The sequence below is a fragment of the Rhizomonospora bruguierae genome (assembly GCF_018397995.1).
Taxonomy (GTDB): Bacteria; Actinomycetota; Actinomycetes; order Mycobacteriales; family Micromonosporaceae; genus Rhizomonospora; species Rhizomonospora bruguierae.
Genome location: NZ_BBQH01000030.1, coordinates 83376 through 102125, shown reverse-complemented (window position 1 = coordinate 102125; position 18750 = coordinate 83376). Strand labels below are relative to the sequence as shown.

Sequence of the window (18750 nt, the reverse complement as noted above, 5' to 3'; positions counted from 1 at the left end):
AGCGTCGCGTACTACTGCCCGGCCCCTATCCACCAGGTTTGAGCCGGTTCCACCCTTACGGGGGTTCAACCACTGGTTCACTCGCGTTACACCTACCCGCCTCGCTAGCCGGGCCCGCTGCCGTCTGGTAGTGCCGGCACGTCCCGTCGTTGTCGCGGCTGCTTCCCACCCTTCCCCGCACCTCCGGGGTCAGGCTGCCGCCAGCTTCACCGAACTGCTGCGACAGCCCGGCGGAGGGTCCTTGCACCCCTCTCGGAAACACAGCGCCTCACGGCGCACGAAAGCCACATGGAAGCGGGCGCGTCGGGTGTATCGGCCCTGGACGCCGGAGCCAGGCGGGCATCTGCTCATCGATTACGGCACCGTCACCACGGGCCCGAACCGCGGCCTGAAGCTGTTCACCGCGATCCTGCCATGGTCACGGTGGCGGTTCGTGCGTTTCACCCGTGACGAATCACTCGACACGACATTGCGGCTGCTCGCGCAGTGTTTCGAGGCCGCGGGCGGGGTGCCGGCCGAGGTCCTCGCCGACCGGATGGGCTGCCTGAAGGGCGGCGTGGTCGCCAACGTGGTCGTGCCCACCGCGCAGCACGTGCGTTTCGCCGCGCACTACCGGTTCCGGCCAGACTTCTGCGAGGCCAGGGACCCCGAGTCCAAGGGGGGCTGTCGAGGCCCTCGTCCGGCTGGCGAAGTCGGATCTGGTGGTGCCGGCGGAGGACTTCGGCGGGGACCTCGCCGCGGCGAACGCGGCGGCGGTGGCGTGGTGCGCCGAGGTCAACGCCCGCCTGCACAGCGAGATTCAGGCGATCCCGGATCAGCGCCTGGCCGAGGAGGTCCGGGTGCTGCGGGCGTTGCCGTCGCTGCGCCCGGCCATGCGCCACGGTGTGTCCCGCAAGGTCGACAAGCTGGCCACGGTGCGCATCGGCTCGGCCCGCTACTCGGTGCCACACACGCTCGTCGGCGCTGCTGTCGAGGTGGCCACGATCGAGGACCGGATCGAGGACCGGCACGAGCAGGCGCTGGTGGCCTCGCACCGCCGTCCCACCCGGGGGCACCTCGATCATGGATGAGCATGACGACCGGCCGGCCCGCCAAGCCGCAGCGGGCGGTGCGGCCCCGCACCACGGCGGAGAGAGCGTTCCTGGCCCTGGGCTCAGAGGCGGAGGCGTTCCTGCCCGCCGCGGCCGCGGCCGGCACCACCCGGCTGACCAGCCACCTGGCCGGCATCGTCGCCCTCGAAGCCGCGCACGGCCGCGACACGCTGGTCGCGGCGCTGCGCCGGGCGACGCAGTTTCGCCGGTTCACCGTCGAGGACGTGCGGGCGATCCTGGCCGCCGGGCCGGCCGCCCCGACCCCGCAGCCACCCGGCGCCGCCCTCGACGGCACACTGCCCGCAGCGGTGCCGGCGGTGCCGACCCGGGGCCTGGACGCCTACCGCACCGACCGGTTGCGGGAGGTGGCTTGATGAGCACCCCCACCGCCCCTGCGGCGGGCGAGCGCAATCCTGACCTGACCACCGCGTTGATCGCCGCCGCGACACTGGTCGGCGCAACCGGCGTGACCGACGTGTCGATCATCGTGGACGGCGCCGAAATCAGCATCCAGGTGCCCCCTCGGCGCCGCGGACGAGGCGACCAGGACGGACGCGGTCGCGGCCTACGCTCGCGTCCTGGTCGGCACCAGTGCACCGGCACACCACCGCCACGCGCACGTGGATCCGCACCGAGGCAACGATCGCCACGCACCCGGTGCGGGTCTGGACCATCACCGACCCGGCCCCACCCGCGGCGCAGGAGGTGGTGATGTGATGGCACGCGCCGCCACCACGGCCTCCCCACCGGCCGCCCCGCCGGCGTCGCTGCCGGCCGATCTCACCGAGGCGCTGCGGCGGCTGAAACTCGCCACCGTGCGCCGGCTGGCGCCCGAGGTGCTGCACACCGCGAAGGTGCAACGCTGGACCCCCGAGGAAGTGCTGCGCACCCTCATCGAGGCCGAGGTCGCCGCCCGGGACGAGTCCAACCTCCGCAACCGGCTGCGCGGTGCCGGGTTTCCCGTCACCAAGACCCTGGAGGAGTTCAAGGTCGCTGCCTCGTCGGTGCCGCAGGCCACGTTCGACTACCTCGCCGGCCTGGAATGGGTGCCGAAAGCGGAGAACCTTTGCCTGGTCGGCCCCGCCGGCACCGGGAAATCGCATCTGCTCGTCGCGCTCGGCCACGCCGCTGTCGCCGCCGGGCACAAAGTCCGCTACCTCACCGCCGCCGAACTCGTCGAGCAGCTCTACCGCGGCCTGGCCGACAACTCCGTCGGCCGCGTCATCGATGCCCTGCTGCGCCACGATTTCGTGATCGTGGACGAGGTGGGCTTCGCCCCGCTGGACGACACCGGCACCCAACTGCTGTTCCGGTTCGTCGCCGCCGCCTACGAACGCCGCGCCCTGGGCATCGCCTCGCACTGGCCGTTCGAGCAGTGGGGCCGCTTCCTGCCCGAACACGTCACCGCCACCAGCCTGCTCGACCGGCTGCTGCACCACGCCACCGTCGTGGTCACCGAAAGCGAGTCCTTCCGCATGCGGGAGACCCGCACCCGAACTACAAGGAGTCGATCATGACCTGACATGGCCAACGGTGGAGACACTCGGTGGCCACCAGTGGCGACATCACCATGGCCGTTGACAGGACATCAGGTCGTGGGGCCGCCGCCCGCTCTTGGCATCGCCCGGGTTGGTCTTGCGCGGGATTGGTCCGCTTGACGGCGGCGGTTCGGACGGGATGGCGCGGGTGTTTTCGCAGGAGGGCGCCCAGGGGATCGGCCCCGAGCCCTGTCCGTCGTCGATGCCTGGAGCGGATTCCGGACCAAGGGTGGTATGGGTCCGGAGGTGGTTGCTTTGGGCGTGGTTGGTCTGAGCGCGGTTGGTTCGGGCCTGCTGCCGATTCCCTTCGGGTGAGCGGCAGCAAAAGCGGACTGCGGCTCCAACGCCGCAGCCGACTCATCTCGGCCCGGTCGGAAGGTCGTGCCTCAGCGATAGAGCCCTACTGCGCGCTGAGGTGCGGCCCCACCACTCGATCGGCGGCGATGATCGCCTCCGTCAACGCCCGTTCCACCTCCTGGCTGCGCGCCCTCGCCAGCGCATCCGTGTTCGCGTAGTTCTGGACCACCCGGTCCGCGGTGTCGGCCAGGATGGAAGCGGCACGCACGTGCGCGTACATCTGCTCCATCGCCCGCTGCAGGCTGTCCTGGTAGCGCTGCTTCGCCTCCAGCACAGACCCGCTTGCCGACCTCGCCCCGAAGCAGACGCCGTTGCTCAACTCCGAGCGGACCAGATTGGACTGCGGCTCCAGCGTCGCCCAGTTTTCCTGCCGGACCGTGTTGGCCAGGTCCCGCAGCCCAGCCAGATCGACCTCGATCGCTCGCGAGGTCGGCCCCGGATCGTCCTCCGCGGGTCGCTTCACCATTGTGTACCTCCCCAGGACACCACGCAGAAGGTTACCTTCTCGCCACGGTCGGCAACAGGTCTGTGGATAAGCGGGGATCAAACTGCCCAACGGGGCATCGAGGTCGATAGTCTTTGCCCGTGAGCCAGCCGCCGCCGCAGCCGCCGACTCCCACTCGGCCTTCCCTGCCATCAGACTCCGCCGGTGGCCAACCGGGGTGCCTGCAAGGCAACTTGTCAGAGTCTGCACGGCCAGAGAGGCTGGGACGACTTCGACTTTATTTGATCGTTGGCGGGGGCATGCTTGTACTCCTATGTGCCGGGTTGCTCGGGGTCGCCCTCCTGGCATACCAACACGTCGCGATGCCTGATCGAAGCTCGCCCGACGTCGCGGCCAACAACTACCTGATCGCTCTTGTGATCGATCGCAATCCCACCAGGGCGCGATTGTTCTCTTGTGCAGACCAGAGTAAGCTCGTGAATCTTCACCGGTTTGAACGCGATGTCGAAGATCAGGAGCAGAGGCTGCAGTCGGTCATCAGCGTGAAAATAGAAAATCTTCAGGTTCAGCGAACTGGTGATACTACGGCTATCGCACTAGTCGACCTGCGGCGCGTCGTTACGACAAACGGCGTTCGGCAGAGCCTGACTGACCGGTGGCAACTCGAGTTGGTCGATGAAGGCGGGTGGCGGGTGTGTGGTGGTTTACCTCTCTGAATCGGTCATTCGACCCAGAGGAGGTGTACAGGGACTTCGAGGGTTTCGGGGGCTTTGCCGCTCCACGACCACCGGTACCAGTCGATTTCCCTCGCCACCCGAACCGATATATCGCCTTCGGAGTTGGCGTACAACTCCGTCACGGCACGCAGTTCGCGGCGCTCACCGTCCGACATGTCCACGACCCGCCGGCCTGTTAACTGGCCGGCGTCCAGCGCCGGTAGCGGCGCACGGTCCGGCGGCGCGTCCAGGGACACGAGCCGTGACAGCACATCGCTCGGCGGCGTGCCCGGACCCGGCGTTGACGCGATGGTCTCGACCCAGACGCGCTCGATCGGGACGAGCGGGGCGAACACCTCCGTCTGTTCGGCCTCGGCGCGGTACCACTCCTGCTCCGCGACGATCGGCACGTAGGTCCGGCTGCCCTGGATGACGGGATCGTCGCCGCGCAGGTCGTTGCGCCAGCCGAGGCCAGGCAAGCCGATGACCAGGCGCTTTCCGCGCAGCTCCGGCCGGCTTGCCGCCGGTACCGGAACGATGGGTGCGGGGGGACGGGGCGCCCAATCGGCGAATGGGTCCGGTATGCCTTCGGGGTTCATCGATGGCGGTCCTCTTACGGCTGTTGCTCCAGGGGCGCGCCCTGCTGCCGCATGAACGGTACCGGGTCGATCGCGCCGCGGGGCGACCGATCGCCGTTGATGTGCACCTCGAAGTGCAGGTGCGGACCGGAGGAGTGGCCGCTGGTGCCGACGATGCCGATCTGCTGGCCGGCCCGGACCATCTGGCCGATGTGTACCAAGGGCCGGACGAGCTGATGGCAGTACCGGGTGATGTAGTTGCCGGCGTGCAGGATGTCCACGTACCAGCCGCAGCCCTGCGTGCTGGGTGAACCGTCCTCGTCGCAGCTGGTCAGGCGGCCGGAGCGGCTGGCGTTGCAGCGGACCATGATGACCCGCCCGCTGGCGGCGGCGAAGATCGGGGTGCGCCGGCCGGCGATCAGGTCGACGCCGTCGTGGCCGGGGCGGTCGGCGGTGCGGAAGCCGGAGCCGACCGTGGCGCGGGCCGGGATGGTCCAACCCGAGGCCGCGATCTGCCCGCCGCTGGCGCACTTGATCTGGTTGTTGACCTGCACCGCCTTCGCCGCGCCGTTGGCCAGCCGGTTCACGATCTCCGCCGCGACGGGCTCGTGCTTGGCGTACGCGTCCGGGTAGGCAGAGCGCTGCACCTGCTGGGCGGCGTCGGTGAGCGCCATCGACTCCCAGCCCTTTATCTTCACGAGCTTCTCGTAGAACTTGCGAGCCGCGTACGCCGGGTCGCGGATCTGTTCCACGGTGCCCCAACCCATACTGGGACGCTGCTGGAAGAGTCCGATGGAGTCGTGGTCGTTGCGGGCGCCCAGGAAGCCCAGGTTGGTCAGCCGCGACTCCTGCATCGCCGTCGCCACAGCGACCACCCAACCGCGCGGTGGTACTCCCATCCGCTTGCCCACGTTGATGATGATGGCAGCGTTACGCATCTGCTCCGGACCGTACGCGCTGATGCTCGGCATTTTCGCGTTCGGGTCGATCGGGTCGCCCTCGCCGCAGCCCATGGTGCTGGCCAGGTCGGGCTCGTCGCTGCCGCCGAGCCCGCCGAGGAAGTACCCGACCACGGTGCCGCCGCAGCACAACAGCGCGAGCGCCACGGTCAGCGAGATCAGCAGGATGAACCGGCGGCCTGGTCGGCCGGCCCGGGCCGCAGCCCGCATCGGCGCGGTCATGCCGGCTCCCAGTCGACGCCGTCAACGAGCCACTTGCCGTCGGGCGCGATCAGGCGCAGGCGCAGCGTGCCCGAGTCCACGGGGAAGGCGACCTCGACGAGGGTGTCGGCCTCCGGCACCTGGGTCGGTTCGCCGATCATCTGGTCGGCTGGGACCGTCTCCGGTTCGACCCCCGCCAGCTTGTCGGCGAGGATCGGGGTCGAGTGGGGAATGAGCGCGTCATGCCACGCCTTGGCCGTCACGCCCCGGTGATGCAGCCACGCCACAGCGAACGCTCGCGCGACCGTCACCGGTTCCGGTGTACCAGCCTTGACCACTGGCGACGGCGTCGTACCCGCCTCGTCGACACCGTCGTCGCCGGTGCTGGGATCAACCGTGGTTATCGGCGCTTGTGTACCGGTGGCCAGCCCCGGCGGTGTCCGCCGGTCGCTGCCGCTGCCGAACATCTTCGCGCCGGCCAGTACCGCCAGCACGATCACGACGAGGACCACCGCCACGCCGTACCGTGATCGCAGAAAGCCCTTCGCGAACGCCTCCACCGCTTCGCGCACCCGCGATCACCTCGCCTCGGTGCGGATCCGGGGTGGCTCGGGCCGAGCCTCGACGGTGTCACCCGTGTCCGGCCGGTAGATCGTGTAGGTGCGCGGCCCGTCGGGCACGTCGGGCGAGGTCCACTGCCCGGACGCCCGACGCCGGGGCGCGGTCGTCGCGCGCGCCGGCGCCGTATCGACCTCGGGCGCGCCGACCGGCACCCGCTCGGGGCTCGACTCGTACCGCTCCGGGGCCGGCTGCGACAGTGGCGTCGCTCCGTCTCGCCCCGCCGACGAGCCGGCATCCTCCCGCCGCGCCTCCGGCCGCAGATTGCCCTGCTCCGCGACCACCTGCCGGCGCCGCCCCATTGCCGGCTCCGCCGTGCCGCCCGGTTCGACCACGTTGAGCTTCGCCGCCTCGCGGATGTCCCGGAAGAACCGCCGGTGCCACGAACCGGTCACCGCCGCGGTGCTGTCCTTGCCGCCGAGCTGCGTGATCCGCCGGTACGGCCGCAGCAACAGCCACCCGACGACCCCGCACAGCCAGACCAGGACCACCTGCAACCAACCGGCAAGGCTGGGCGTACTCATGATCAGGTCCACGGCGAACAGGTAGACGGCGGCGCCGGTGCCGAAGATGGCGATGTTGAAGACCGCAGCGACGACCGCGTTGGCGAGGCGGCGCAGGCCGGCGCTCGCCGGGCGCAGCAGCCCGACCGTGCCGAGGATCGGCGTGGCCACGACCGCCCAGCGGAAGATCAAGAATCCGAGGAGCACGAGGACCGATGCGGTCAGATCGAACATGGCGAACAGCAACGACGCGAGGACCGCGATGAAGCCAGCACCAACTCGGTCGAGATCCTGTACGCCCTTAAGGTATTCGTATGCTTCCGGGTCTTCCTTCTTGATCTGCGAGGCTACAGTCGCCCACTGACGCTGCTTCGCGGCGATCGTGGAGTCCCGGGTATTTGGGTTCGCCTTGATAGATGCTGCTTCACCCCAGGTCAGCGATTTGGCGTCGTACAGCGCTTCGCCGTACTTTTTCGCGGTATCGCTGTCCGCGCTGCCGAGCGCGCCGCGAAGCCAGTTGCGATAGAGCATGGTCTCGGTCGCGGTGTCGCTCGCCCGCACCGCTGGATCACGAAGATCCTTGCAGCGGTTCGGGTCGAGGCATTCGCCGGGACGAGGTTCGTAGGCTCGCGGGCCCACGGCGCTGTGCACGACGTCGAGTGTGTGCACAAGCGTCGAATCGGCGAGGTTGGCGGCCCGAACAGGCCACAACGACAGTGCCGTCACACCGACCATGACGAGGACAGCCCACCCAGCCGTCGTCATGGCGTTGCTCATGTCGGACTGACGGGACCGCCAGATCAGGTAGAGGCCGACCACGGCGAGTGTGATGATGCCAAAGACGCTGAAGACCTTATTGTAGATCGATTGAGTCGCGTTCTTCACCAGAGGATCGGCCCACCCCCACATTGTCTGCGGATTCCAAGCCCGCTCCCGGAGGGCGTTGCTCGCACCTATTACGCCGGTCGCGATCATAAATTCGCCGTTGGCGATCGTGTTCCAAAACTTGTACTCCGGATGGAGAAGCCCAGAGGCGCAGCCACCATCGACGTCGTATGTGGTGTAGCTGTAGCCGGCATAGCCATAGTCGCTGTACTTGCCCGAGGCGATGGTCTTGGGATCGGTGCTGGGCTTCGAGGCGAACCATCCTGCGAAGCCGGAATCCGGCGCGCTGGGCACGGGCGGCTTGAGGCACTGGACCGTATTGTCGGTCTCCGCTTTCAGCTTGGCCACGCACGTGCGGAAATCCGTCTGCCATTCCTGGGTCGTGCAAAGGTCGCCGGGACCCGGGGCGCGGTCTGGTAGCGCGGCCTGGGCCGGACCGGATACGGGCCAGACGACGGCGAGTGCCGCCACCAACAGCGCCAGGACGAACGCGGCGGGTCGGCGGACGACCTGACCTCTCACGTCATACCTCCCGGCGGGTGGCGCCGCGCGTGGGCGACAGGGGGGTTGCCGGTGGCGGGTTCTCCGCCGCCGTGGGGGTGGTGTCCAGGTACTCGAGCAGGCCGTCCACGTAGGACACGTCGACGCGGAGCTTTTGGACCCGGCCGTCCACGTCGCGCATGATGAACTCGCGGAAGCCGAGCCGGCTGGAGGAGGTGCTGTCCACCGCCGAGAGGGAGGCGAGTGTCGCCTCGTACCCGTCGTTGACCGGGACGCGGAGCAGGCGTAGCGCCTCGGAGGCGATTTCGGTGTCCTCGGCGATGCGGCCGACGAAGACGGTGGAGACCAGGTTCTGGACGTCCAGGCCGAGGATGTCGCGCGGGTTCTGGCTGGCGACCAGGGCGGCGAGGTTCCACTTGCGGGAGTCGCGGGCGAGTCGGACCAGGAAGGAGCGGCCGGAGCGCCAGCCCTCCATGAAGTGGGCCTCGTCGAGGCCGACGAGCTTGCGGGAGGACATGCTGCCGCCGTAGCAGCGGCGCACGGCGAGCCGGTGCGCGGTGTGCAGCATCGGCAGGGCGAGGGCCTCCTCGGCCGACCAGTACTCGCGTTCGATCTTCAGGTCGGGTAGGCGGAGGCCGGCCATGGTGATGACGGTGAGGGCGGCGTCGGCGCCGAGCAGGCCCTCGGGCGGGCGGCCGAAGAACAGCATGGCGAGCGGCATCTCGGCGGTGTCGAGCAGCAGGTTGGCCAGTTCGCGGCCGTCGTCGTCGGTGCCCTGCAGGGCGGTGATGATGTCGTCGAGGGTGGAGGTCTCCTCGGCGGGGACCTGGCGGACCGCGTGGCGGAGCAGGGTGGCGGTGCTGGCTTCCCGGGCGACCTGCGGGGGGACCAGCATCATGCAGATGTCCTGGACCAGCATGCGGCGCTCGGCGCGGGCGTTGGAGACGGCGATCTCGTACTCGCGGTCGCCGGTGTCGCCGACGGGGAATTCGGAGCGCAGCGGGGTGGGGATCAGCGAGTACGGCGCCAGGGTGCCCTGCTCGGAGCCGGTGAGGTTGAGGACCCGGGAGTGTGGGCGCAGTTCGGGCATGGCGCAGAGCCGGGCCAGCGGGCCGGACGGGTCGAGCAGGGTGACCTGGACGCCGCGCCGGGCGGCGAGGTAGCCGAGGGCGCCGAGCAGGGTGGACTTGCCGCCGCCGGGTTCGGCGACGAAGACCGCCAGGCCGGAGCGTTCCCGCACCTCCATGGGGAAGTGCAGGTCCAGGAAGACGGGGCGGCGGCAGGTGCCAGCGGTGCGGCCGATGAGGTCGCCGCGGCGGTCGCCGACGGTGGAAGCGGCCTGGGGTAGCGCGGCGGCGAGCAGCTTGACCGGCATGCGGCGCAGGTAGCCGGTGTTCGCGATGGGTTCGCCGGGGATGAATTCCCGGGCCAGCCAGTCCTGGTTCTTCGGGTGCTGGAGGGAGACGCGCAGCTCGCGCGAGTACAACTGCATGAGGCGGCGGGCCCGTTCCAGGCACTCCTCGCGGCTGCGCCCGCCGACGGCGATGCGGTGCCAGCCGTGTGCACGGGCCGACTCGACCGGCAGGCCGGTGGTCATTTCGTCGCCGATCACCAGGGCGCGCTTGGCCAGCCGCTCCAGCTCGGGCGGGGCGTCGATGCCGTGTTCGGCGTAGTCGAGCTGCTGGGAGCGGATCATCCGGAGCCGGTGCTCCAGGTTCCGGAAGCTGTCCGACGAGCCGAGGATGTCCACCCGGGAGGACAGTTCCATGGGGAACGGCATGCGTTCGTGGAAGTGCAGCCACGGCTCGTGCCGTTCGGGGATTTCGAGGGGTTCCATCCGGCCGACGGAGAGCACGGCGACGTGCCGTTCCTCGCCGGTCATCCGGTCGACGAGCTTGACGGTGGAGCCGTACGGGGTGCGGTACCGCTCGATCTGTTCGGTGAGCGCGAGCAGGTCGCCGCTCTCCCAGGCCCCGCCGGTGACCGGCGAGAGCTGGCCCGGTGGGGCCATGCACAGCGCCACCGACCGGTACATGAGCCATTCGAGTTCGTGCGCGGTGACCTGCCGGCCGCGCATGCCGAACGCGCCGAGCACCTCGTCGAACTGCTCGACCGTGCGGCCGAGCTTGCGCCGTTCGCCCTCGCCGACGCCCCGGCCGAACAGGCGCAGCACCTTCTCGGTGAAGGAGTCGCCGAGGCCCCGGCGGGCGAACGTGACGCCCAGGTAGGTCTGCCCCTCGGCGTGGTTGACCGACAGCAGGTGCCGTTGCGCCGCGACCAGGTGGTCCGACCAGGTGGGCGCGCCGGGCACCGGGGATAGCGGGTGCGGGGTGTGCGCGTCCACCACGCGGGCCCACTCGTCGGCGGGGAACGGGCGGGTGGTGCGGCGCAGGTGCAGCCGGAAGCCGGCCAGGCCCGCGTACTGCTCGGAGATCGCCGACAGCAGCGCCTCGCGCTCGGCGTCCGGGCGGAACGCCCAGCGCACCTCGGGCAGCCAGTACCAGGCGGTCACCGTGCTCGGGGTGAAGGTCAGGTGCCCGGCGATCTCCGTGATCGCCAACCCGATCGCCGCGTCGCGGTCCTTGAACCTCGGCCGCTTCGGCAGCTTGTGGTCCGCGCGGATCGGGCGCTTGTCCTCCTTGCGGGGTACCGGCAGGTTCGCGCCGCGTCCGGGCAGCGCGCCGGCAGCGCGCCGGTCGCGCACGGCTGGCGGCCGCGCTCCGCGTCGTGGTCCACCGTCATCCTGTACCGGCGCCGGCTTGCCCGGTCGGGTCGGATCGGCCGGCAGCGGTGGCGGCGGGGCGAGTCGCCCGGGATGCCCGCCCGCCGCCCCGTTGGGGGGCGGCAGAGGCGCACCCAACGGCGGCTGGAGCGGTCGCCCGCGGGGTGGCGGTGGCGGAGCCAGGTCCACCGGCGACGGTATCTCCATCGGGGGTGGGGGCGACGGAACCGCCCGCCGGTTCCCCGGCGCTCCCGAGACGGGTGCCCCCGAGATCGGCGCTCCCGAGACGGGTGCCCCCGAGATCGGCGCTCCCGAGACCGGCGCTCCAGAGATGGGTGCTCCCGAGATGGGTGCTCCCGAGATGGGTGCTCCAGAGATGAGTGCCCCGGAGTTGGGCGCGCTGGGCGCGGGCGCCGCAGAGGTGGGCGCGCTGGGCGCGGGCGGCCCGGACGTGGGGGCAGCCGGCTGCGGGGCGACCGGAGGCGCCGGCTTCGCCTTCGGCTCTGCCGCCGGTTCGGCGGCGGGTCCGGTGGTCGACCCAACCGCGGGTTCGGTGGTCTCCCCGGTTGCCGGTTGCGCCGGCGTCGCGCCGAAGAGGTCGAGGAACGGCGAATCGATGTCGGTGGCGTGGGGTGGCGTGCCGTTGCCGGCGGGGCGGGCGTTGGCGGGCCGGCGGCGTCCGCCGATCACGCCGTTGGCGTCGCCGGCGCGCTGGAAGACGGCGATCGCGCCGTGGCCCGGGCTGGTGACCAGTTCACCGTCGATGACGGTCTCGTCCTCGACCGGATCCGGCGAGCCGTAGCGAGTTGATCGCATACCGTTACGTTCGATGTCGGCAGGATCGCCGGCCGAGCGTGGTTGGCCCGGCGGTGGGGTGGCCGTCACAGCAACTCCTCCCGGACCCGGACCCGGGAGGCGACCAGGCGGGGGTCACGCTGTTCCTCGGCGGGCTCGCGGGTGCGGCGCCAGTCGGTGAGTGCGGTCCGGATCACCATGCGGGCCGGCCGGTCCGGATCGACGTGCCGGAAGATGTACGACGTGGCGACCATCGCCAGCGAGATCTCCCAGGCGGGGAACAGCTCCACCCTGAAGGTGAAGAGCCAGTGGATGAACATGAACAGCGGCACGAGCACGATGAACAGCCCGTACTGGGCGTAGGGCAGGTGGATCGGCAGCGTGTACCCGGGCGGGCCTAGGTAGACCAGGCGCGCCCGGTAGATGTCGTCGTCTGTGCGCAGCCGCATCCGATGCCCCCGAGCGACCTATTTGAACAGGATGTTCACGAGGGCCTCGCCGACGAAGAACAGCGTGGCCGCCCCGGCGATGAAGGCCAGCCCGATGATCGCGATCGCCGAGCTGGTGAGCACCTTGGACACCTCGCCCTTGCTCGCGCGGCCGATGAAGATGATGCCGAGGACGGCGAGCAGGATCGGCGCGACCTTGCTGGCGATGAAGGAGACCGCGCCGCTGGTGTCGATCGTGCCGCCGGGATTCGGTGCGGCGAGCGGCGGGACGGCCGCCAGCGCGTCGGCGAACCGAGCGGTGCTGGCTAGCGCCGCTCTGGTCAACCCGGCGACGAGCTCAGCACCAACGGCGAGCCCTGTGGCGAACATCGATCAACCTCCCCGGTGCGTGGCTGGCAAGGTCCACGCACTGCTCCTGCTGGCTGTGGTCATCCACGCCGAGTTATGACTCTGCGTACCCCAGATCATCGCGAACGGTGATGATTTCTGGGCGGTTTGATCCGGTTTTCAACCTGTCTCCCTCGTCATCATCTTTGAAGAAGCGTACGGGGGCGACCCCTATCGAACAAGCTGCGAAGGTCGGGACGGGAGGGGCCCCTGAGTCACGCCCGGGTTACCGTACACACGTTCGAATCCAGATCACCACCCGGCGTGAACCCCGGTTCCCGGTCACCCGGCTCCACCTGGGAATAGATAACCTCTACCGGTGGTCCTGCCGCCCTTCCGTCCGCCCGTGGTGATGGGCGTCCTCAACGTCACCCCCGACTCCTTTTCGGACGGCGGCCGGTACGCCGACCTGTCCGCCGCGGTCGAACACGGGGTCCGACTTTTCCAGGACGGCGCCCAACTCGTGGACGTGGGCGGGGAGTCCACCCGTCCGGGTGCCGAGCGGGTAGACGCGGAAACCGAGATCGCGCGGGTCCTGCCGGTGATCCGTGAGCTGGTCGCGGCCGGGGTGTCGGTCAGCATCGACACCACCCGGGCCGGCGTCGCGGCGGCGGCACTGGCGGCCGGCGCGGCGGTGGTGAACGACGTCTCCGGTGGACTGGCCGACCCCGCGATGGCCAAGGTGGTGGCGCAGGCCGGGTGCCCCTGGGTCCTGATGCACTGGCGCGGCCACTCGCGCGCGATGACCCAGTTGGCCAGGTACGACGACGTGGTCGCCGAGGTGCGCCGGGAGCTGCTGGCCCGGGTCGAGGAGGCGCTCGCCGCCGGGGTCGCCGGGGACCGGTTGATCATCGACCCGGGACTGGGCTTCGCCAAGACCGCCGAGCACAACTGGCTGCTCTCGGCGCGCCTGCCGGAGCTGGTCGCGCTGGGGTACCCGGTGCTGTTCGCGGCCAGCCGCAAGTCGTACCTGGGCCGGTTGCTCGCCGCGCCCGACGGCCGGCCCCGGCCGGTGGCGGAGCGGGCGGCGGCGACCATCGCGACCTCGCTGCTCGCGGTCGCGGCCGGCGCGTGGGGGGTGCGCGTGCACGACGTGCGCGGGACGATCGACGCGCTCGCCGTCTGGCGGGCAACCGGGAGTCCGCGGATGATCGCGAAGGAACAGGAATGAACCTCGGGCAGATCACGCTCACGGGGCTGCGGGTGCGCGGCCGGCACGGCGTGTACGCCGTCGAGCGCGAGCGGGGCCAGGACTTCGTTGTGGACGTGCGGTTGGAACTGGACCTGTCGGCGGCGGCGCGCAGCGACGACGTGGCGGAGACCGTCCACTACGGCGAGCTGGCCGGGCGGCTGGCCGCGATCGTCGGTGGCGAGCCGGTCAACCTGATCGAGACGCTGGCGGACCGGCTGCTGGACGCCTGCCTGGCGGATCCCCGGGTGGCGGCCGCGACGGTCACCGTACACAAGCCGCAGGCCCCCATCGACCTCCAGTTCGCCGACGTGGCGGTCACCATGCGGCGGCAGCGGTGACCCGGGCCGTCCTGTCGCTCGGCAGCAACCTCGGCGACCGGGCCGGCCACCTGCGCGCCGCGGTCGCCGGCCTGGGCGACGCGGTGCGGGTGGTCTCGGGCGTGTACGAGACCGCGCCGTGGGGCGACGACGACCAGCCCCCGTACCTGAACGCCGTGGTGATCGTGGCGGACCCGGCCGCCGGCCCGCGGGAGTGGCTGGAGCGGGCCCGCGCCCTGGAGGCGGCCGAGGGCCGGGTGCGGGAGCCGGGGCGCCGGTTCGGCCCGCGCACCCTCGACGTGGACGTGATCTCGGTGTGGGACGACGGCGGCGAGCCGGTGCTCACCGAGGATCCGGAACTGACCCTGCCGCACCCGCGGGCGCACCTGCGCGCGTTCGTGCTCCGCCCGTGGATCGACATCGAGCCGTACGGGCGGCTGCCCGGGCGCGGCTGGCTGACCGACCTGCTGGGCGCCGAACCGGTCGCCGGCGATGTCGCGGGCGTCCGTGCCCGGCCGGATGTGCCGTTACAGTCGTAGGCGATGAGCGAGCGCAGCGACCCGAGCCGGCGGACGGAGCCCGAGCGTCCCCGGATGGAACCCACCCGGCCGGCCACCCTGGTCGTCGCCGGGCTCGCGGCGGCGGCGCTGGCCTGGCTGCTGATCAGCACGAACTACGGGACCTTCCCGGTGCCGACCGCGCCGATCGTCGTCTTCGCCGCGCTGGCGGTGCTCGAGGTTCTGCTCGCGTACAACACCCGCACCCGGCTGGATCGCCGCCCCGGCCGGCCCCGGGTGGAGCCGCTCGTGGTGGCCCGGTACGTGGTCCTGGCGAAGGCGTCGTCGCTCGCCGGCGCCCTGTTCGCCGGCTTCTACGGCGGGCTGGGCGCGTACCTGCTGATCGACACCCGGCGCTGGGGTGGGCAGCAGTTGCCGGCCGCGATCGCCGGCTTCGTGGCCTCGCTGGCGCTGGTCGCGGCGGCGCTGTGGCTGGAGCGTTCGTGCCGGGTGCCGCCACCGCCGGAGGACCGGGAGCCCCCGCCGGGCGAGCCCGGCCCGTGAGGGCACCATGTCGACACGGACCTTAAATGCGGCTTAAAGCGTGGCCACCTGTGCCTTGAGCCCGTCCGAGGGACTGTCGCATGGCAGCGAGCCCGAGTACGGTGCGACCGAACGACCACAGGAGGCGCGCACATGGCGTACGAGGAGTCGACCTTTCGGCGGCGGGACCAGGACGGTCCGGACGCGGCGGGATTCTCGCGGGACGACTCGGGCCAGGACCCCGGATACCGGCAGCCGACCTCATCGTTCGCCTCGGGCGGCTACGCCGGGGCGACCACCCGGGAACCGGACACGGCGGATGTGAACGCCGGTCGCCGCTCCTCGTCGCCGGCCCTGGACGACGTGTTCGACGACCCGGCGCACGGCGAGCCCGGCCGGGACCGGATGGGCGTGCACGTGATGCTCGAGATCGTCCTGCTGCTGGCCACCGTCGCCATCGGTTTCCTGCTGTACCAGTGGAACGGCGGCGCCGTGCGCGGCGACCGGCTGGACGCGCTGCTGGTCTCCGCCGCCGCGCTGACCCTGCTCGCGGTCGGCGCCGGGCTGACCCTGCGGGCCGGTGCCCCGAACCTGGCGGTCGGCCCGGTCGCGATGGCGGCCGGCCTGTTCTTCGCCCGCGACGGAGCCCACGGCGTGCTCCACGCCGGCGCCATCGCCGTGGGCGTGGCGGCGGCGCTGGGTGTGTTGGTCGCGATCCTCGTGGTCGGCTTCCACGTGCCCGGGTGGGCGGCCAGCCTGGCGGCGGCCGCCGCGGCGATCGTCTGGATCGGCACGTTCACCGGCCGGCAGCCGCTGCACGGCGACTTCGACCCGACCGAATACGCCCCGGCCCTGTTCGGCGGGGTGGCCGCGCTGGCGGTGGTCGGCGGGCTGCTCGGCGCGATCAAGCCGGTTCGCCGCGCGGTGGGCCGGTTCCGCCCGGTCGGCGACCCGGCCGCGCGCCGGGGCGGCCTGGCCGGCGTGGTGACGGCCGGCACGCTGATCCTGTCGATGGCGTTCGCCGCGGGCGCCGGCGTGCTGCTGGCCGCCAACGCGCCCGGCGATGCCGGCATCCTGCCCAACCCCGGCATCGACTACACGGTGCTGGCGCTCGGCGCCGCCATGCTCGGCGGCACCAGCGCCTTCGGCCGGCGCGGCGGGATCTTCGGCACGCTGCTGGCCGCGTTCGCGATCCAGCTGTTCATCACGTACCAGGCCGAGCGCGGCTGGCGGATCGCGCCGCTGGCGATCGGCGCGGCGGTGCTCGCCGGCGGCCTGATCGTGACCCGGCTGGTGGAGGCGCTCGGCCGGCCGGCGTCCCCGCGCGACCGCGACGACGCGGACGACTGGCCGTCGGACACCGTCGGCTCCGGATGGTCGGCGACCCGCTCCGAGCCGTGGTCGTCGCCGTTGCCCGCGCAGCCCGCCACGACCACCCGGTCCGACCCGTGGGAGAGCGACCGCTGGACCGCCAGTCGTTGATTCGCGCCGGTACGGGTGGGAGCGGCCGGGCAGCGGTTAGGGTGGCTGCATGACCGAACCGGCGCCCCACCCGAGCCTGGCCGAGCTGGACGCGCTGCCCACCGAGCAGTTGCGGGAGCGCGCGTTCGAGCGGGCCCGGGAACGGCGCGACGTGGCGTTCTTCTGGTCCGTGCTGGAGCACCTGCCGCACGCCGACGACGCCGAGGCGCAGGAGAGCGACCTGGGCGGGGTGGGCGGCACCGTGGAGGACGCGGTCGCCCTGTGGCGGGAGTTCACCGGGCGCGGCGGCTACGGCGACGCGGAGCCGCTGCTGCGCGCCGCGTTCATCGACTACCTGCGCCGGGATTGACCCCCTTCGACCGCTGAAGGTTTCGCGGCGGCGGTCCACTGGGGAATTACCGGTGCATGGCACTCACCTCTCGGTACCGGTCCGCGACGGGTGCCGGCACCCTCGCGGCGCTCATCCTGGTGCTGGTGTTCGGCAGCCCCTGGTACTTCGACTGGGCGGCGCACCACACCAACCCCGACACGGCGGGCGGCTGGTTCCTGCGCCTGCTGGCGTGGCCCCGCTGGCGCTTCGACAGCGCGGACTCGCTGCGGAACATCTTCTCGGACGACCTCAAGGCGATCCTGGTCGTCGTGCTCACCGCGCTGTTCCTCTACCTGCTGCCGGGCACTCAGTTGGCCCGGGCCCGCGGCACGGTCGCCCAGTTCTTCGCCGGCTGGTCGTCGTACGTGTTCGCCGGCGGGTTCGCCGCGCTGATCACGACCCTGGTGCACACGAACCCGTCCCTGCTCGGCGCGTTCCAGTCGGCCGGCGCGGGCGCGACGTACGGGCTGTTCGTCGGCTGGATCGTGGGCCTGGCGGCGCTCGGCGGCCACCGCGGCACCCGCTCCTGACGGCTCCTTCCCCGCATGGCGCGGCCGGCCCGCCTGGTCGGCCGCGCCGGCGGCATGGGTGCCCGCCGACACCGGCAGCTAGCGCGGTGCGCTGAGCACGCGGTGCCGGCTGACCACGCCGATCGGCCGGCCGTCCTCCGTGACGGTGGCGTAGTCCGCGTCCGCGGTCAGCATCGCGGCGAGCGCGTCGTACAGGGAGGCGTCCAGGGGCACCTCGGGCTGCCGCGCCGTCACGTCCACTTCGGACTCGTTCCGCAGCATGTCCCGGCTCAGCGGGGTCACGGCGAGCCGGCGGATGCCGCGGTCCGCGCCGACGAACTCGGCCACGAACGGCGTCGCCGGGGCGCCCAGCAACTCGCCGGGCGGTGCGTACTGCTCCAGGTGCGCGCCCTCGGAGAGCACGGCGATCCGGTCGCCGAGGCGCACCGCCTCGTCCAGGTCGTGGGTCACCAGGATGATGGTCTTGCGCACGTCCGCCTGTAGGCGCAGGAACTCCTCCTGGAGGCGAGCGCGGGCGATCGGGTCGACGGCGGAGAACGGCTCGTCCATCAGGAGCACGACCGGGTCGGCGGCCAGCGCCCGGGCCACCCCCACCCGCTGCCGCTGTCCGCCGGACAGTTCGTGCGGGTACCGCCGGCCGTACCGGGAGGGGTCCAGGCCCACCAGGTCGAGCAGTTCGTTGGCGCGCTGCCGGATCCGGGCCTTGGGCCAGCCGAGCAGCTTCGGCACGGTACCCACGTTGGCCCGGATGGTCTGGTGCGGGAACAGCCCGACGTGCTGGATGACGTACCCGATCCGCCGCCGCAACTGGACCGGGTCCGCGGTCGTCACGTCCTCGCCGGCCAGCAGGATCCGGCCGGCGGTCGGTTCGATGAGCCGGTTCACCATCCGCAGCACGGTCGACTTGCCGCAGCCGGACGGGCCGATCAGCACCATCAGTTCGCCGGCGGCCACCTCCAGGCTCAGCCCGGCGACCGCGACCGTACCGTCCTCGTACTGCTTGCGCAGGCCCTGCAGGGCGATCGGCGCCGCCGCCGGCCGCGCGCCGGGGTCACCGTCCGGGGTAACGTCCAC

Annotated in this window: 21 protein-coding genes and 1 pseudogene; 13 read left to right on the top strand and 9 right to left on the bottom strand. The window is 71.4% G+C overall.

Annotated features, from left to right (window positions below):
- Positions 1–130: 130 nt before the first annotated feature.
- The 5 genes and pseudogenes from KJS59_RS32270 to istB form a co-directional block, all read left to right on the top strand.
- Positions 131–637, top strand: a pseudogene (locus KJS59_RS32270) (DDE-type integrase/transposase/recombinase); the annotation flags it as partial.
- A 67-nt stretch (positions 638–704) separates the two neighbouring features.
- Positions 705–1070, top strand: coding sequence for a Mu transposase domain-containing protein (locus KJS59_RS31250; RefSeq protein WP_249714326.1), 366 nt, complete (start codon positions 705–707; stop codon positions 1068–1070).
- Between the two features lie 2 nt (positions 1071–1072).
- Positions 1073–1465 carry a hypothetical protein gene (locus tag KJS59_RS31245; protein ID WP_249714324.1) on the top strand — a complete coding sequence of 131 codons (393 nt, stop codon included), beginning with the start codon at positions 1073–1075 and terminating at the stop codon, positions 1463–1465.
- A gap of 217 nt (positions 1466–1682) precedes the next feature.
- The gene (locus KJS59_RS31825; RefSeq protein ID WP_283775792.1) at positions 1683–1808 is read left to right on the top strand and encodes a hypothetical protein; all 126 of its coding nucleotides are present in this window, start codon (positions 1683–1685) and stop codon (positions 1806–1808) included.
- Positions 1808–2608 carry an IS21-like element helper ATPase IstB gene (gene istB / locus KJS59_RS17260; RefSeq protein ID WP_213453929.1) on the top strand — a complete coding sequence of 267 codons (801 nt, stop codon included), beginning with the start codon at positions 1808–1810 and terminating at the stop codon, positions 2606–2608. The genes KJS59_RS31825 and istB overlap by 1 nt, the downstream gene beginning before the upstream one ends.
- 421 nt (positions 2609–3029) lie before the next feature.
- On the opposite strand, the gene KJS59_RS17255 is transcribed toward istB, so the two are convergent.
- A complete protein-coding gene (locus tag KJS59_RS17255; protein ID WP_213453928.1) occupies positions 3030–3452 on the bottom strand; it encodes a hypothetical protein in 423 nt (140 codons plus the stop codon).
- Positions 3453–3793: 341 nt separating this feature from the next.
- Between KJS59_RS17255 and KJS59_RS17250 the strand changes: the two genes are divergently transcribed.
- Positions 3794–4147, top strand: coding sequence for a hypothetical protein (locus tag KJS59_RS17250; protein WP_213453927.1), 354 nt, complete (start codon positions 3794–3796; stop codon positions 4145–4147).
- 5 nt (positions 4148–4152) lie between these two features.
- Here the strand turns inward: KJS59_RS17250 and KJS59_RS17245 are convergent, their stop codons facing one another.
- The 7 genes from KJS59_RS17245 to KJS59_RS17215 all read right to left on the bottom strand — a co-directional run bounded on the left by KJS59_RS17245 (position 4153) and on the right by KJS59_RS17215 (position 12727).
- Complete coding sequence (locus KJS59_RS17245) at positions 4153–4746, bottom strand: hypothetical protein (RefSeq protein ID WP_213453926.1); 594 nt, start codon at positions 4744–4746, stop codon at positions 4153–4155.
- A 14-nt stretch (positions 4747–4760) separates the two neighbouring features.
- Complete coding sequence (locus KJS59_RS17240) at positions 4761–5906, bottom strand: peptidoglycan DD-metalloendopeptidase family protein (RefSeq protein ID WP_213453925.1); 1146 nt, start codon at positions 5904–5906, stop codon at positions 4761–4763.
- Positions 5903–6457 (bottom strand): hypothetical protein, encoded by a 555-nt coding sequence (locus KJS59_RS17235; protein WP_213453924.1) that lies wholly within the window; start codon positions 6455–6457, stop codon positions 5903–5905. The genes KJS59_RS17240 and KJS59_RS17235 overlap by 4 nt, the downstream gene beginning before the upstream one ends.
- 6 nt (positions 6458–6463) lie before the next feature.
- A complete protein-coding gene (locus KJS59_RS17230) occupies positions 6464–8413 on the bottom strand; it encodes an MFS transporter (protein ID WP_213453923.1) in 1950 nt (649 codons plus the stop codon).
- A 1-nt stretch (position 8414) separates the two neighbouring features.
- A complete protein-coding gene (locus KJS59_RS17225; RefSeq protein ID WP_376771195.1) occupies positions 8415–11930 on the bottom strand; it encodes an ATP-binding protein in 3516 nt (1171 codons plus the stop codon).
- A 65-nt stretch (positions 11931–11995) separates the two neighbouring features.
- Positions 11996–12358 carry a hypothetical protein gene (locus KJS59_RS17220; protein WP_213453921.1) on the bottom strand — a complete coding sequence of 121 codons (363 nt, stop codon included), beginning with the start codon at positions 12356–12358 and terminating at the stop codon, positions 11996–11998.
- Between the two features lie 18 nt (positions 12359–12376).
- Complete coding sequence (locus tag KJS59_RS17215) at positions 12377–12727, bottom strand: hypothetical protein (RefSeq protein WP_213453920.1); 351 nt, start codon at positions 12725–12727, stop codon at positions 12377–12379.
- Positions 12728–13097: 370 nt separating this feature from the next.
- Here KJS59_RS17215 and folP point away from each other — a divergent pair, with 370 nt between their 5' ends.
- The 7 genes from folP (at position 13098) to KJS59_RS17180 (ending at position 17676) form a co-directional block, all read left to right on the top strand.
- Complete coding sequence (folP, locus tag KJS59_RS17210; protein WP_213453938.1) at positions 13098–13916, top strand: dihydropteroate synthase; 819 nt, start codon at positions 13098–13100, stop codon at positions 13914–13916.
- Positions 13913–14275, top strand: coding sequence for a dihydroneopterin aldolase (gene folB, locus KJS59_RS17205; RefSeq protein ID WP_213453919.1), 363 nt, complete (start codon positions 13913–13915; stop codon positions 14273–14275). The genes folP and folB overlap by 4 nt, the downstream gene beginning before the upstream one ends.
- Positions 14272–14793, top strand: a complete 522-nt coding sequence (folK, locus tag KJS59_RS17200; protein WP_213453918.1) for a 2-amino-4-hydroxy-6-hydroxymethyldihydropteridine diphosphokinase — start codon at positions 14272–14274, stop codon at positions 14791–14793. Before folB ends, folK begins: the two co-directional genes overlap by 4 nt.
- A gap of 3 nt (positions 14794–14796) precedes the next feature.
- The gene (locus KJS59_RS17195) at positions 14797–15315 is read left to right on the top strand and encodes a DUF3180 domain-containing protein (RefSeq protein WP_249714322.1); all 519 of its coding nucleotides are present in this window, start codon (positions 14797–14799) and stop codon (positions 15313–15315) included.
- A gap of 132 nt (positions 15316–15447) precedes the next feature.
- Complete coding sequence (locus tag KJS59_RS17190; protein ID WP_213453917.1) at positions 15448–16776, top strand: ABC transporter permease; 1329 nt, start codon at positions 15448–15450, stop codon at positions 16774–16776.
- Positions 16777–16825: 49 nt separating this feature from the next.
- A complete protein-coding gene (locus KJS59_RS17185; RefSeq protein ID WP_213453916.1) occupies positions 16826–17125 on the top strand; it encodes a hypothetical protein in 300 nt (99 codons plus the stop codon).
- Positions 17126–17181: 56 nt separating this feature from the next.
- Positions 17182–17676: a hypothetical protein gene (locus KJS59_RS17180; protein WP_213453915.1), complete on the top strand. Its 495-nt coding sequence runs from the start codon at positions 17182–17184 to the stop codon at positions 17674–17676.
- Between the two features lie 78 nt (positions 17677–17754).
- On the opposite strand, the gene KJS59_RS17175 is transcribed toward KJS59_RS17180, so the two are convergent.
- Positions 17755–18750, bottom strand: a complete 996-nt coding sequence (locus tag KJS59_RS17175; protein ID WP_213453914.1) for an ABC transporter ATP-binding protein — start codon at positions 18748–18750, stop codon at positions 17755–17757.